At 68.5% G+C, this 13,345-nt stretch carries 14 protein-coding genes; 11 read left to right on the plus strand and 3 right to left on the minus strand.

Annotated features, from left to right (window positions below; genetic code table 11):
• Nucleotides 1-138 precede the first annotated feature (138 nt).
• From QRN34_RS03515 to hisIE, 9 genes are read left to right on the plus strand one after another with little or no spacing between them, the layout of a single operon-like run.
• Nucleotides 139-456, plus strand: coding sequence for a YerC/YecD family TrpR-related protein (locus QRN34_RS03515; protein ID WP_036140576.1), 318 nt, complete (start codon nt 139-141; stop codon nt 454-456).
• Nucleotides 453-1,346, plus strand: coding sequence for an ATP phosphoribosyltransferase (hisG, locus tag QRN34_RS03520; RefSeq protein ID WP_285402023.1), 894 nt, complete (start codon nt 453-455; stop codon nt 1,344-1,346). Before QRN34_RS03515 ends, hisG begins: the two co-directional genes overlap by 4 nt.
• Nucleotides 1,343-2,650 carry a histidinol dehydrogenase gene (gene hisD / locus QRN34_RS03525; protein ID WP_285402025.1) on the plus strand — a complete coding sequence of 436 codons (1,308 nt, stop codon included), beginning with the start codon at nt 1,343-1,345 and terminating at the stop codon, nt 2,648-2,650. Before hisG ends, hisD begins: the two co-directional genes overlap by 4 nt.
• The gene (gene hisC / locus QRN34_RS03530) at nt 2,647-3,705 is read left to right on the plus strand and encodes a histidinol-phosphate transaminase (protein ID WP_285402027.1); all 1,059 of its coding nucleotides are present in this window, start codon (nt 2,647-2,649) and stop codon (nt 3,703-3,705) included. The genes hisD and hisC overlap by 4 nt, the downstream gene beginning before the upstream one ends.
• The gene (gene hisB, locus QRN34_RS03535; protein WP_285402029.1) at nt 3,702-4,766 is read left to right on the plus strand and encodes a bifunctional histidinol-phosphatase/imidazoleglycerol-phosphate dehydratase HisB; all 1,065 of its coding nucleotides are present in this window, start codon (nt 3,702-3,704) and stop codon (nt 4,764-4,766) included. The genes hisC and hisB overlap by 4 nt, the downstream gene beginning before the upstream one ends.
• On the plus strand, nt 4,766-5,356 hold the full coding sequence (gene hisH, locus QRN34_RS03540; RefSeq protein WP_285402031.1) for an imidazole glycerol phosphate synthase subunit HisH: 591 nt from the start codon (nt 4,766-4,768) through the stop codon (nt 5,354-5,356). The genes hisB and hisH overlap by 1 nt, the downstream gene beginning before the upstream one ends.
• Complete coding sequence (gene hisA / locus QRN34_RS03545; RefSeq protein WP_285402033.1) at nt 5,353-6,105, plus strand: 1-(5-phosphoribosyl)-5-[(5-phosphoribosylamino)methylideneamino]imidazole-4-carboxamide isomerase; 753 nt, start codon at nt 5,353-5,355, stop codon at nt 6,103-6,105. The genes hisH and hisA overlap by 4 nt, the downstream gene beginning before the upstream one ends.
• Complete coding sequence (gene hisF / locus QRN34_RS03550; protein ID WP_036140585.1) at nt 6,099-6,869, plus strand: imidazole glycerol phosphate synthase subunit HisF; 771 nt, start codon at nt 6,099-6,101, stop codon at nt 6,867-6,869. The genes hisA and hisF overlap by 7 nt, the downstream gene beginning before the upstream one ends.
• Nucleotides 6,870-6,904: 35 nt before the next feature.
• Nucleotides 6,905-7,510, plus strand: coding sequence for a bifunctional phosphoribosyl-AMP cyclohydrolase/phosphoribosyl-ATP diphosphatase HisIE (gene hisIE, locus QRN34_RS03555; protein ID WP_285402035.1), 606 nt, complete (start codon nt 6,905-6,907; stop codon nt 7,508-7,510).
• Nucleotides 7,511-7,662: 152 nt separating this feature from the next.
• On the opposite strand, the gene QRN34_RS03560 is transcribed toward hisIE, so the two are convergent.
• From QRN34_RS03560 to QRN34_RS03570, 3 genes are read right to left on the minus strand one after another with little or no spacing between them, the layout of a single operon-like run.
• Complete coding sequence (locus QRN34_RS03560; protein WP_285402037.1) at nt 7,663-9,336, minus strand: pseudouridine synthase; 1,674 nt, start codon at nt 9,334-9,336, stop codon at nt 7,663-7,665.
• Nucleotides 9,333-10,184 carry an SMC-Scp complex subunit ScpB gene (scpB, locus tag QRN34_RS03565; RefSeq protein WP_285402038.1) on the minus strand — a complete coding sequence of 284 codons (852 nt, stop codon included), beginning with the start codon at nt 10,182-10,184 and terminating at the stop codon, nt 9,333-9,335. Before scpB ends, QRN34_RS03560 begins: the two co-directional genes overlap by 4 nt.
• Before the next feature lie 23 nt (nt 10,185-10,207).
• Nucleotides 10,208-11,014 carry a ScpA family protein gene (locus tag QRN34_RS03570; RefSeq protein ID WP_285402144.1) on the minus strand — a complete coding sequence of 269 codons (807 nt, stop codon included), beginning with the start codon at nt 11,012-11,014 and terminating at the stop codon, nt 10,208-10,210.
• A gap of 392 nt (nt 11,015-11,406) precedes the next feature.
• Here QRN34_RS03570 and dinB point away from each other — a divergent pair, with 392 nt between their 5' ends.
• Both dinB and QRN34_RS03580 read left to right on the plus strand, forming a co-directional pair.
• Nucleotides 11,407-12,594, plus strand: coding sequence for a DNA polymerase IV (gene dinB, locus QRN34_RS03575; RefSeq protein WP_285402039.1), 1,188 nt, complete (start codon nt 11,407-11,409; stop codon nt 12,592-12,594).
• 155 nt (nt 12,595-12,749) lie between these two features.
• On the plus strand, nt 12,750-13,079 hold the full coding sequence (locus QRN34_RS03580) for a PilZ domain-containing protein (protein ID WP_285402041.1): 330 nt from the start codon (nt 12,750-12,752) through the stop codon (nt 13,077-13,079).
• Nucleotides 13,080-13,345: the final 266 nt, after the last annotated feature.

Raw genomic sequence — 13,345 nt, forward strand, 5'->3', positions numbered from 1 at the left:
CTCATGGAAAAGATGGCGTCATGGTGGCGGGGAGCCGCGGCGCGGTATATGGAACAAAAGCGCAATTCGGGGTCGCCGCTTGCCACGATTCGGTTGCCCAAGTTAGTATGCGTTATCGTATTAACGCATTAGTACATTATGAAGCGACGCCACCTCGATCCCGAGACACCCGCGGACTCCGCCGAGGCCAGCCTGTGCGAGGCCCTGGCCGGCCTGGCCACGGTCGAGGAGATGCGGGCCTTCCTGCACGACCTCTGCACCCCGGCCGAGATCGAGGTGATGGTCGATCGCTGGCGCGTGGTGCCGTTCCTGCTGGAAGGGCGGTCGTACCGCGAGATCCACGAGCGCACGGCGGTCAGCATCACCACCATCGGGCGCGTCGCCCGTTACCTCAACCAGGGCAATGGCGGCTACATGGCCGCCGCCGCCCGCCGCAACGCCGGGAGTGCCGCATGAAGCCGCGTGATCGACTGCGCATCGCCATGCAGAAATCGGGGCGGCTCACGGAGCCCGCCCAGGACCTGCTAGCCCGCTGCGGGCTCAAGTTCCGCCAGAGCCGCGACAAGCTGTTCTGCTTCGGCGAGGGCGAGCCGGTGGACCTGCTCCTGGTCCGTGACGACGACATCCCCGGCCTGATCGCCGAGGGCGTGTGTGACCTGGGCATCGTCGGCCGCAACGTGCTGCGCGAGTTCCAGCTGTCCAACCCGGCGGCCGGCACTGGCATCGACGAACTGCGCTCGCTGGGCTTCGGCCACTGCCGGCTGTCCATCGCCGTGCCCCAGGACGACACCTACGAGAGCCCAGCGCAGCTCGCCGGGCAGCGCATCGCCACGTCGTACCCCGGCCTCACCGGCGAATGGCTGCGCACGCATGGCATCGACGCCACCGTGTTCATGCTCAACGGCTCGGTGGAAATCGCGCCGCGCCTGGGTACTGCCGACGCCATCTGCGACCTGGTCTCCAGCGGCGCCACGCTGGTCGCCAACCAGCTGCGCGAAGTGGCCGTGGTGATCGAGAGCGAAGCCGTGCTGGCCGGCCATGCGGAACTGCCGCTGGACGAACGCGGCGAGATCGCCGAACTGCTGCTGCGCCGCCTGGACGGTGTGATCCAGGTGCGCGACTCGCGCCTGATCCTGATGCAGGCGCCGCGCGCGGCGCTGGCGGAGATCACCCGGCTGCTGCCCGGTACGCCGGTGCCGACCTTGACCCCGGTGGACGGCGCACCCGACCAGGTGGTGTTGCAGGCGCTGTGCGCCGGCTCGGTGAGCTGGCGCCAGCTGGAAGACATGAAACGCGCCGGTGCCCGCGACATGCTGGTGCTGCCGGTGGAGAAGATGCTGGCATGAAACGGATCGACTGGACCTCCCTCGACGACACCGCGCGTAACGCCGCGCTGGCGCGTCCCATGCAATCGCGCGCCGCCGACCTGCGCCAGGGCGTGGAAGCCATCGTGGCCGACGTCCGTGTACGGGGCGACGTGGCCCTGCGCGAACTCACCGCGCGCTACGACGGCACCTCCCTCGACGACCTCGCGGTCACCGACGCGGAATTCGACGCCGCCGAGGCGCGCCTTGCACCGGCGCTGAAAGCCGCCGTGCGCGAGGCGGCCGGCCGTGTCGAGCGCTTCCATCGCGCCGCCGCGCCTACCGAGGTCGCGGTCGATACCGCACCGGGTGTCCGCGTGGAGCGCGTGCTCCGGCCCATCCGTCGCGTGGGTCTGTACGTGCCGGCCGGTGGTGCACCGCTGCCCTCCACGGCGATCATGCTGGGCGTGCCCGCGGCCATCGCCGGTTGCCGCGAGGTGGTGCTGTGTACGCCGGTGCAGGCGAACGGACGCTGCGACGATGCGGTGCTGTTCGCGGCGCGTGCGACGGGCGTGCATCGTGTGTTCAAGCTGGGTGGCGCGCAGGCGATCGCCGCGATGGCCTACGGCACCGCCTCGGTGCCGCGTTGCGACAAGCTGTTCGGGCCAGGCAACGCCTGGGTTACCGAAGCCAAGCTGCAGGTGGCCGGCGATCCCGCCGGCGCCGCCATCGACATGCCGGCCGGTCCGTCGGAAGTGCTGGTGGTCGCCGACGCCGAGGCCAATCCGTCTTTCATCGCCGCCGACCTGCTCTCGCAGGCCGAGCATGGGCCGGATTCCCAGGTGCTGCTGGTCAGCCCGTCGGCCGACCTGCTCGATCGGGTCGAAGTGGAAGTGGAGCGCCAGCGCCGCGAACTGCCGCGTGCCGAGGTCGCCGCCGTGGCGTTGTCGGAGAGCCGACTCGTCCTCGTTGCCGACCTGGCCGAGGCGATCGAGGTCAGCAACCGCTACGCGCCGGAGCATCTCATCATCCAGACGGCCGACCCGCGCGCGTTGCTCGCCGAGGTGGAGTCCGCCGGCTCGGTGTTCCTGGGTGAATGGACGCCCGAATCCCTGGGTGACTATTGCAGCGGCAGCAACCATGTCCTGCCGACCTATGGCTACGCGCGCAGCTACAGCGGCGTGTCGGTGGCCAGCTTCCAGAAGCAGGTGACCGTGCAGGAAGCCACCGCCGAGGGCCTGCGTGCCATCGGTCCGTGCGCGGCGACGCTGGCGGAAGCCGAGCAACTGGAAGCACACCGCCGTGCGGTCACCCTGCGCCTCGCCGCCATGGAGGCCGCCGCATGAGCGTGCTCGATCTTGCCCGCGCGGATATCCGCGCCCTCGCGCCTTACTCCAGCGCACGCATGGAAGCGCAGGGCGGTACGGTGCTGCTCAATGCCAACGAATCCTCGCGTTCGCCGAACATCCCCGGCGGTGAAGGCCTCAATCGCTATCCCGACCCGCAGCCGCGCGGCCTCGTCGACACGCTGGCCGAGTTGTACGGCAGCGTGAGCGAGCGCGTGCTGGTGACCCGCGGCAGCGACGAAGCCATCGACCTGCTCACCCGCGCGTTCTGCCGCGCCGGGCAGGACGCCGTCCTGGTGTCGCCGCCCACGTTCGGCATGTACGCCGTGTGCGCACGTATCCAAGGGGCGACCGTTATCGAGTCGCCCTTGCCGGCCGACGGTGCGCTGGATGCCGACACGCTGCTCGCCGCCGTCACCGACGCCACGAAGCTCGTCTACGTGTGCTCACCGAACAACCCCACCGGCAACCTGGTGGATCTGCCCACCATCGAGCGCATCGCGCACGCGTTGCAGGGCAGGGCGGTGCTCGTGGTCGACGAGGCGTATCTCGAATTCAGCGGCACGCGCAGCGCGGTGGGACTGATCGACGCGTACGACCATGTCGCCGTCCTGCGTACGCTGTCCAAGGCCTGGTCGCTGGCTGGCGCACGCATCGGTACGCTGGTCGCGCGGGAAGAGGTGATCGCGCTGCTGCGCCGGATCATCCCGCCGTACCCGCTGCCGTCGCCGTGCGTGGACGCCGCGCTGGGTGCGGTGTCCTACGAAGGGCGCCGCCTGCAGCGGCATCACGTGCACGAGGTGCTCAACGAGCGCGCGCGCATGGTGGTCGAGCTGGCGAAGCAGCCGGGCGTTCGCGCGGTGCTGCCTTCGCACGCCAATTTCCTGGCCGTCCGTTTCGACGATGCGGCCGGTACCTATCGCCGCCTGCTCGCCGCCGGCGTGGTGGTGCGTGACATCACGAAGTATCCCGGCCTGGGCGATGCCTTGCGTATCACGGTGGGCACGGGCAACGAGAACGACCGCGTGCTCGCGGTGCTGAGGGCAGGAGCATGAGCCGCAAGATCCTTTTCGTCGACCGCGACGGCTGCCTGATCGAGGAGCCGGCCGACCAGCAGATCGACAGCTACGAGAAGCTGGCATTGCTGCCGGGCGTGATCGCCGCGTTGCAGCGTTGCGTGGCCGCCGGCTACGAGCTGGTCATGGTCACCAACCAGGATGGCCTGGGCACGCCGTCGTTCCCGCAGGAAACCTTCGACGGCCCGCATGCCTTGCTGCTGCGTATCCTCGCCTCGCAGGGCATCACCTTCCGCGAACAGCTGATCGACCGCAGCTTTCCGCACGAGCACTGCGACACGCGCAAGCCGGGCGTCGGCCTCGCGCGCCACTGGCTCGCCGACGACGGCTGGAGCCGGGCGCAGTCGGCCATGGTCGGCGACCGCGAGACCGACCTGGCCTTTGCCGCGAACATGGGGGTGCGTGGCTTCCGCGTCGGGCCGGAAGGCATCACCTGGGCCGAACTGGTCCATGCCTTGCTCGATGCCCCGCGCACCGCCGAGGTGGTACGCAAGACGAAGGAGACGTCCATCACCGTCGCCGTCGATCTCGACCGCGTCGCCGATCCCGTCGTGCACACCGGCCTGGGCTTCTTCGACCACATGCTCGAGCAGATCGGCAAGCATGGCGGCTTCGCCCTGCAACTGCGCTGCGACGGCGATACGCACATCGACGAGCACCACACCATCGAGGACTCCGCGCTGGCGCTGGGCCAGGCCCTGAAACAGGCGCTCGGCGACAAGCGTGGCATCGGCCGCTACGGTTTCGCGTTGCCGATGGACGAGAGCGCGGCGCGTGCGGAACTGGATCTTTCGGGTCGTCCGTATTTCGTCTTCGACGGCCAGTTCCCGCGTGAGCGCGTCGGCGACATACCGACCGAACTGGTGCCGCATTTCTTCCGTTCGCTGTGCGAGACGCTGGGCGCCAACCTGCACCTCACGGTGCACGGCGACAACGCGCACCACATGGTCGAAGGCTGCTTCAAGGTCGTCGCCCGTACGCTGCGCCAGGCCATCCGCCGCGAGGGGTCGGAACTGCCCAGCACGAAAGGAAGCCTGTGATGCGCGTGGTCCTGGTCGACGCGGGCGGTACGAATATCGGCTCGGTGCGTTACGCGCTGCAGCGCCTGGGTACGGACGCGGCGCTGACCTCGGACGCCGACCGCATTCGCGCCGCCACGCATGTGATCCTGCCCGGTGTGGGTGCCGCCGCGCCCGGCATGCGCAGGTTGCGCGAGGCCGGTCTGGTCGAGGTGATGCGCGGCCTGACCCAGCCGGTGCTCGGCGTCTGCCTCGGCATGCAGTTGCTCTGCGCGCGTTCGGAAGAGGGCGATACCGAATGCCTGGGCGTGATCCCGGCCACGGTGCGGCGCTTCGACGAGCAGCCGGGCCTGCGCGTGCCGCACATGGGGTGGAACACCCTGCGCGCGACCCGCGGCCACCGCCTCACCGATGGCCTGCGCGAAGGCGACGCCGCTTATTTCGTCCACAGCTATGCCGTCCCCACGGGTGACCACACGCTGGCGTCCAGCGAGCACGGCCTGCCGTTCTCCGCCGTCGTCGCGTCCGGCAACTTCATGGGCATGCAGTTCCACCCCGAGCGTTCGGCGGGTGTCGGCGCTCAACTCCTGCGGAATTTTCTCTCGCTATGACGTTACCCATTCCCGCGATCGACCTGCGCGAAGGCAAGGTCGTGCGCCTGTACAAAGGCGATTACGCGCAGCAGACCACCTTCGCGTTCGAACCCGAGGCGCTGGCTGCACGGTATGCCGACGAGGGGGCCGGTTGGCTGCACGTCGTCGACCTCGACGGTGCGCGTACCGGTCGCTTCGAAAACCTTTCCACACTCGCTGGCATTGCTTCCAGCGGACGATTGAAAGTGCAGGCCGGCGGCGGCGTGCGCGACGAGGGCGGTGTGCGTCGCCTGCTGGACGCCGGCGTGCAGCGCGTGGTGGTCGGCAGCGTGGCGATGCGCGACCCGGAGACCGTGGCCGCGTGGATCGGTCGCTACGGTGCCGATCGCATCGTGCTCGCCCTCGACACGCGTTTCCGTGACGGTCTCTGGAAACTGCCCAGCGCGGGCTGGACCGCCGACGAAGAGCGCACCCTGGACGACCTGGTGCCGTGGTACCAGACGGCAGGCGCGCGTCACCTGCTCTGCACCGACATCGACCGCGACGGCACCATGACCGGTCCGAACCTCGCCCTCTATCGTCACCTGGCCACGCTGGCGCCGGGCCTCGACGTGCAGGCGTCCGGCGGCGTGCGCTCGCTGGACGATATCGCCACGCTGGCGTTGCAGGGCGTAGCCGGGGTGATCCTCGGTCGCGCGTTGCTCGAGGGCGCCTTCGCGCTTCCCGACGCCTTCGCCGTGGCCGACAAGGCGAGTGCGTCATGCTGAGCCGCCGCATCGTTCCATGCCTGGACGTGCGCGACGGCCAGGTGGTGAAGGGCGTGCGCTTTCGCGACCACGTGGTGGTCGGCGAGATCGTCGAGCTGGCCTTGCGCTACCGCGACGAAGGCGCCGACGAACTGGTGTTCTACGACATCACGGCCAGTCCCGAGGGTCGCCGCGTCGACCGCGACTGGGTCGAGCGCGTGGCGCGCGAGATCGACATCCCGTTCTGCGTCGCCGGCGGCATCCGCAGCGTCGACGACGCGCGCGAGGTATTGCACGCGGGTGCCGACAAGATCTCGATCAACTCGCCTGCGCTGGAACGCCCGGCGCTCGTTGCCGAGATCGCCGACGCGTTCGGCGTGCAGTGCGTGGTGGTCGGCGTGGACAGCCTGCGTGACGACGACGGTGAGTGGCGCGTGCGCCAGTACACCGGCGATCCTTCGCGCACTAAGGCGCTGCGCAAGCGCACGCTCGACTGGATCGAGGAAGTGCAGGCGCTGGGTGCGGGTGAGATCGTGCTCAACTGTATGGGCACCGATGGCGTGCGCCGTGGTTACGACATCGAACAGCTCAGCGCCGCGCGTGCCCTCAGCCGCGTGCCGCTGGTCGCGTCCGGCGGTGCCGGTACGCCAGCACATTTCACCGAGGTGTTCCGTGTGGCGGACGTGGACGCGGCGCTGGCCGCCAGCGTGTTCCACAGTGGCGACATCGGCATTCCCGCCCTGAAACGCGAACTGCGTGCGCAGGGCATCGAGGTAAGACTATGAGCGTCGCGTCAGACGATGAGTGTCGAGGTAGGACGATGAGTGAGATGACGACACCCGATTTCGCCAAGGGCAACGGTTTGCTGCCGGCCATCGTGCAGCATTCGCGCACGGGCGAGGTATTGATGCTGGGCTACATGGACGAAGTCGCGCTGGCGAAGACACGCGAGCTCGGCCTGGTCACGTTCTTCAGCCGCAGCAAGCAGCGCCTGTGGACCAAGGGCGAAACCTCCGGCGACACGTTGACGCTGGTCGATCTCCGGATCGATTGCGACGCCGACACCTTGTTGGTGCAGGCGATCCCGGCCGGTCCGACCTGTCACACCGGCACGACCAGCTGCTTCGGCAACGATGTGGCGCCGTCGCTGGGGTTTCTCGGCGAACTGGATGCCCTGGTCGCCTCACGCCACGCGGAGCGGCCGGAAGGCAGCTACACGACGACGCTGTTCGAAGGCGGCATCCGCCGGATGGCGCAGAAAGTGGGCGAGGAGGGCGTCGAGACGGCCCTCGCGGCGGTCGCCGAAGACGACGACGCATTGATCGGCGAAGCCGCCGACCTGGTTTTCCACCTGATGGTGGTGCTACGTGCCCGGGGCATCGGCTTCGATGCGATAGCGGCCAAGCTGGCCGCCCGCCACCGCTGACCGTCACCACGACCGTAACGGTGTAGGAGCGCACGATGTGCGCGAAAAGCCAACGAAGCGGCGATGAGGCACCCCCCATCGCCGACGTATCCCCCCATCGCGCACATCGTGCGCTCCTACACAGGTTCGTTCGTAGACGCCGGTTTCGTTGGTTACCGGTTACCGCTGCGGTTGCCGCCACCGGCACCGCCGCCGCGATTGCCACCGCCGCCGCCGCCCGGACGCGGGCCACGGTTGCCGCCGCCACCGCCGCCCGCACGCGGACCGCCACCGGCGCGATTGCCACCGCCACCGCCACCGCCGCCTGCACGGTTACCGGCGTTGCCGCCGCCACCGGGACGACCGCCACGATTGCCGCCGCCTTCGAAGCGTGCGCCACCGCCGCCACCCGGGGCGGCGCGGTTGCCGTCGCGGGCGGGACCGGCGGCACGGTTGCCACTCGGACCGGCCGCACGATTGCCGCCCGGGCCGGCGGCGCGATTGCCACCGGTGCCCGCGGCGCGGTTGCCATACCCGCCACTGCTGCCGGTATTGCCGTAGCCGCCACCAGCGCCCGCGTTACCGGTGTTGCCACCGCTGCGGCCGGCCGGACGCGGCCCACGGTTGCCCGCGCCGTTGCCCGTTGCATTGCCTGCATTGCCGCCGCCGGTACGCGAGTCGCCCGCGAACCAGGTGCGCACGCCCGGCAGTTCCTGGCCCGGTGCGACACGACGCTTGCGCTGCGCGCCGCCGGCGGCATTGCCACCGCGTTCCGGACGCGCCACGTTGCCGTTGACCTCGCGACGCGGGGCGCCGCCCTGACCGCCACGGCCGCCGGCACCGCCGCCGCCCGCACGACCACCACGGCCGCCGCGCGGGTTGTCGTCGCGCAGGCGATCGAACGCGGTCAGCTCACGGGCTTCGTCGTGACGGCCCGAGCTCCAGGCGCTGGCGCCACCGGCGTTCGGCTTGTATTCGGTGACATGGCGCGGCGCGCGGCGCTGGTGCACCACGGCGCTCAGCGTCAGCACCGGCGCGGGAGCGCCCAGGCCGGACCGCTCGCGCAGTTCCTTGATGGCGGTTTCGTCCAGCGATTCGCAGTCGCCGCGGCGCAGCGCGCGCGGCAGCTCGACGGTGCCGTAGCGGATGCGCTTGAGGCGGCTGACGAGGAAGCCGGCGAAATCCCACAGGCGGCGGACTTCGCGGTTGCGACCCTCGCGGATGGTCACGCGGAACCAGCTATGGCTGCCACCGCGGCTGATCGTGGCGATCTCGTCGAAGCGGGCGGGGCCGTCTTCCAGTTCGACGCCGGCCTTCAGGCGCTCGATGGTCTCGTCGGGCACTTCGCCGTGCACGCGGCAGAGGTATTCGCGCTCGAGCCCGCTCTTGGGATGCATCAGCGCGTTGGCCAGTTCGCCATCCGTGGTGAGCAGCAGCAGGCCGGTCGTGTTGATGTCCAGGCGACCCACGGCCACCCAGCGCGCACCCTTCAGGCGCGGCAGCTGTTCGAACACGGTGGGGCGACCTTCGGTGTCGTCGCGCGTGGTCACCACGCCTTCCGGCTTGTGGTAGACCAGCACTTCGGCGTCGTTGCGGTTGTCGGTGGCGACGACGAACTGCTTGCCGTCGATCGTCACGCGATCGCCGGCATGCACGCTGGCGCCGATGGTGGCGACGGTGCCGTTGACCTCGACCTCACCGGCCTGGATGCGCTGCTCGAGCATGCGGCGGGAGCCGAGGCCGGCGTTGGCCAGGACCTTGTGCAGGCGCTCTTCGAGCTGCGGGCCTTCTTCGGTGCGGTTCTCACCGCGCTTCAAACTGAGTACGGAACGTTGCGGCGCATTCATGCGCGTGACTCCTCGGTATCTTTGCGGGCGTCGTCGACGACGTCGCCTTCGGGGTTCTCTGCCTCGTCGGCAGTGGGGGAAGCCGCGGCGACGTCATCGTCGCCGGCAGGCAGGTGGTTCGCCACGTCGATGTCGTCGCCCTCGTCGGGCGCGGTCTCCGTGGCGGTGTCTTCGATCGTCGGGGCCTCGGCCTCGACATCATCGGCAGGTGGGGCGGGCGTCGGGTCTTCGTCGTCCACGTCGACCGGAAGATCGGTCGGCAGGGACGCCTTGGCGGGAACGCCGTCCGCGTCGCCCAGGCGAAGCTGCGGGTTGAGCTCCTCCAGGTCGCGGATCTCGGAAAGCGGGGGCAGGGCGTCCAGCGATTTCAGGTTGAAGTAATCGAGGAACAGCCGGGTGGTGCCGAACAGGGCGGGCTTGCCGGGTACGTCGCGGTGGCCGACGACACGGATCCACTCGCGTTCTTCCAGGGTCTTGATGATATTCGAGGACACCACCACGCCACGGATCTGTTCGATCTCCGGACGGGTGATGGGCTGGCGGTAGGCGATCAGCGCCAGGGTCTCGAGCAGGGCGCGCGAATAGCGGCTGGGCTTTTCGGCCCACATCCGCGAGACCCAGGGATGCACATCACGGCGGACCTGGTAGCGCCAGCCGGTGGCCACTTCCTTCAGTTCCACACCGCGACCGTCGGTATCGTGCGTCAGGGAGGCCAGGGCGACGACCAGGTCGTCGTCGGTGACTTCATCCTCTTCGGCGAAGATCGCCTTCAACTGCGCGACCGTCATCGGCTGGGTCGACGCGAGTAGCGCCGCTTCCACGATGGGTTTGAGTTGTTCGGGTTGCATAGGCCTTCGGGTGCTTGCTTGGGTCAGGCGAGCGCTTCTTCGCGCGCGGCCTCCGTCTGTACCTTCGTCTTCAGGTAGATCGGCCCGAGGGCCTCCTCCTGAACGATCTCGATGAGCATTTCCTTGGCGAGCTCGAGCATGGCCAGGAAGGTAACCACCACGCCGAGCCGGCCTTCGCTGACGTCGAACAGCGTTTCGAACCGGCGGAAACCGCCACCTTCGCTCAGCGTGCCGAGCAGGTCGCCCATGCGCTGGCGGACGCTGAGCGGCTCGCGCTGGATCGCATGGTGCGTGAACAGGTCGGCGCGTCCCAGCACGTCCTTGAGCGCCAGCAGCATCTCCTTCAGGTCCAGCGGCGGCGGCACCCGGACCACGGTGTGCTCGCCGACGAAGGCGTGGACCACCGCCGTGTCGCGTTCCAGCCGGGGCAGCTCGTCGATATCCGCCGCGGCCCTCTTGAAGCGTTCGTACTCCTGCAACCGCCGGACCAGTTCGGCACGGGGGTCGTCTTCCAGGCCTTCTTCCGCGGGAGGTCTCGGCAGCAGCAGCCGCGATTTGATCTCCGCGAGGATGGCGGCCATCAGCAGGTATTCCGCCGCCAGCTCCAGGCGCATCACCTCGCGCATCATCTCGATGTAATCCATGTACTGCCGGGTGATTTCGGCGACGGGGATGTCGAGGATGTCCAGGTTCTGCCGGCGGATCAGGTAAAGCAGCAGGTCCAGCGGACCTTCGAACGATTCGAGGATGACCTCGAGCGCGTCCGGTGGGATGTACAGGTCCTGGGGCATGTGCAGCACGGGTTGCCCGCGCACCAGCGCAAGGGGCATTTCCTGTTGCTGCGGAATGCCCGCGAAGGCACCCGGCATGTTTTCGACCACCTGGACGTCGATTGTCTCGTTAGTCATCGGCACACGTCAGAAGGGTCGCGAGTGCGACCGGGAACGCAACAATCGATGCCGTCCGGCGGCCATACCGCCGCCTCGTCCGGCATGCCACGCATCGTCGCCGACGAGCGAAAGGCCTTGCCGCTGGACACCCCAGGAGGGTCACCGCCTGTGAAGAATCGTCGGAAGCTGTCTGCTGCCGGTCCAGAAGACGGACCGGGGAGGGCATGACGCCCGAATAAGTTCACCCGAATGGACACAGGGTATCGCCTGTGTCCGCGCAAGTCCAGCGGGGCCATGCGCCGGGCACTCCGCGGTTTTGGCACAATGGGCGAATGCAACCCGCCGACCGCGCGATCATCCACGTCGACATGGACGCCTTCTACGCGTCCGTCGAGGAGCTGGACGACCCCAGTCTCGTGGGCAAGCCGGTCATCGTGGCCGGTCTCGGGCGGCGCGGCGTGGTGTCCACGGCCAACTACCAGGCCCGTACCTACGGCGTGCGCTCGGCCATGGCCACGGCCGAGGCGCGCCGCCGCTGCCCGCATGGGATCTACATCTACCCGCGCCATGCGCGCTACACGGAGATATCCCGGATCGTGTTCGGGGTGTTCGCCGAGGTCACCCCGATGATCGAAGGCCTGTCGCTCGACGAGGCCTTCCTCGACGTGACCGCCAGCCTGAGGCTGTTCGCTTCCATCGAAGCGATCGGGCGCCGGGTCAAGGAGGCGATCCGGGCCCGCACCGGCCTCAATGCTTCGGTGGGCATGGCCCACAACAAGCTGCTGGCCAAGCTGGCCAGCGAGCTGTCCAAGCCCGACGGGTTCCTGGTTATCCCGCCGGACCAGGTGCGTGGTTATCTCGACCCGCTCCCCATCGGGCGCATGTGGACGGTCGGCAAGGTGGCCGAGGAGGCCTTGCAGCGGGTCGGCATCCGTACCATCGGCGACCTGGTGCACGCGGATGCCTGGCGCCTGAACAAGGCCGTGGGGGAGCGCCATGCCGCCCAGCTGCGCCAGCTTTGCCGGGGCGAGGATCGCCGCCCGGTGGTTACCGACGCGCCTGAGGTGTCGATCGGCGCGGAGTGGACCTTCGAGTACGACGTGGAGGACCTGGGCATCGCCGAGGCCTGGCTGCTGCGCCAGTGCGAGCGGGTCGGCGCGCGTGCACGCAGCCGTGCCGTGCAGGCGCGTACGGTATCGGTCAAGCTCCGCGAACCACCCTTCCTGACCCATAGCCGCCAGGCCCAGTTGCCCGTTCCCGGCAACGCTACGCCCGATATCTTCGAAGTGGCACGTCGCTTGCTTCATGTCTGGTGGAACCAGCATCCGCGACCGCGATTGCGGCTGCTGGGGGTGACGCTTTCGGGTTTTGACGCGCGGCGCGGCGACGAGCAGCAGGACATGTTCGCGGCGCCCGCAACGAAAAAACCGTCCGATGGCGTGCAGGATCTGATCAACGGGCGCTTCGGCGCCGGGGCGCTGGTACGTGCGGGTGTGCTTAAAACGCGTGGCAGCGAATGAACGCTTACGTTAAGGAGCGGAACCTCCGACTGCGCTAATGTGTCCGTTTGTGACACGAAAGGTAAGTCGGTCGAGGTGTGACCATGCAAATCGCCACAAGCACGAACGTTGAACCGGTATGGACCCAAAGGCAGATGTCGTCTGACAAGGAAGGAATGCGTTACCGCCACGCGCGCATGAAAGTGCACAGTGCCGTGCTGATGAGCCGTGGCGGCGAAGCGCACCCCACCGACCTCGTGGATATCTCTGCCACGGGCGCCTTGCTGCGCCGCCCGCTCGGCTGGCGCGGCGAGCCCGGCCAGACCTGGGTCCTGGACATGATCTTCGGCCACGACCTGCACATCCACATGGAAGCCAGCGTCGCGCGCGTGTCCGCCCGCCAGATTGGCCTGGAATACACCCTGATTCCCGAAGACAAGCAAGCCGCGCTATGGGAACTGCTGGGTGGCTATGCCGACACCCTCGAGGCCTGGCAGGACTCGTAATACGTCACAAGCCCCCCTCCTCGAAACGCACGCGCCCGCCAAAACAAAGGTGTAGGAGCGCACGATGTGCGCGACCCCTCAACCTCCGCCGACGCGAATGAAGCCCTCCGCCCCAAACAGGCGAGCGCTTCCGTGAACCCGGCATTCGCTCTTCTGGCGCACCATCATTTCTTCCGACGCCCGGAAACGCTCGCACGGATGCCGTGCACCGCCTCATTGGCCATAGCGATGTTTAGGGTTCGCGCACGTGCGTGCGCTCCTACGCA

The sequence above is a fragment of the Luteibacter sp. ME-Dv--P-043b genome, assembly GCF_030209605.1.
Classification (GTDB): domain Bacteria; phylum Pseudomonadota; class Gammaproteobacteria; order Xanthomonadales; family Rhodanobacteraceae; genus Luteibacter.

Coding starts and splice junctions, on each gene's coding strand:
- hisA (WP_285402033.1), top strand. CDS start 5,353: ATGACGTTACCCATTCCCGCGATCGACCTGCGCGAAGGCAAGGTCGTG.
- QRN34_RS03515 (WP_036140576.1), top strand. CDS start 139: ATGAAGCGACGCCACCTCGATCCCGAGACACCCGCGGACTCCGCCGAG.
- QRN34_RS03580 (WP_285402041.1), top strand. CDS start 12,750: ATGCGTTACCGCCACGCGCGCATGAAAGTGCACAGTGCCGTGCTGATG.
- hisG (WP_285402023.1), top strand. CDS start 453: ATGAAGCCGCGTGATCGACTGCGCATCGCCATGCAGAAATCGGGGCGG.
- hisH (WP_285402031.1), top strand. CDS start 4,766: ATGCGCGTGGTCCTGGTCGACGCGGGCGGTACGAATATCGGCTCGGTG.
- hisF (WP_036140585.1), top strand. CDS start 6,099: ATGCTGAGCCGCCGCATCGTTCCATGCCTGGACGTGCGCGACGGCCAG.
- dinB (WP_285402039.1), top strand. CDS start 11,407: ATGCAACCCGCCGACCGCGCGATCATCCACGTCGACATGGACGCCTTC.
- hisB (WP_285402029.1), top strand. CDS start 3,702: ATGAGCCGCAAGATCCTTTTCGTCGACCGCGACGGCTGCCTGATCGAG.
- scpB (WP_285402038.1), bottom strand. CDS start 10,184: ATGCAACCCGAACAACTCAAACCCATCGTGGAAGCGGCGCTACTCGCG.
- QRN34_RS03570 (WP_285402144.1), bottom strand. CDS start 11,014: ATGCCCCTTGCGCTGGTGCGCGGGCAACCCGTGCTGCACATGCCCCAG.
- hisIE (WP_285402035.1), top strand. CDS start 6,905: ATGAGTGAGATGACGACACCCGATTTCGCCAAGGGCAACGGTTTGCTG.
- hisC (WP_285402027.1), top strand. CDS start 2,647: ATGAGCGTGCTCGATCTTGCCCGCGCGGATATCCGCGCCCTCGCGCCT.
- QRN34_RS03560 (WP_285402037.1), bottom strand. CDS start 9,336: ATGAATGCGCCGCAACGTTCCGTACTCAGTTTGAAGCGCGGTGAGAAC.
- hisD (WP_285402025.1), top strand. CDS start 1,343: ATGAAACGGATCGACTGGACCTCCCTCGACGACACCGCGCGTAACGCC.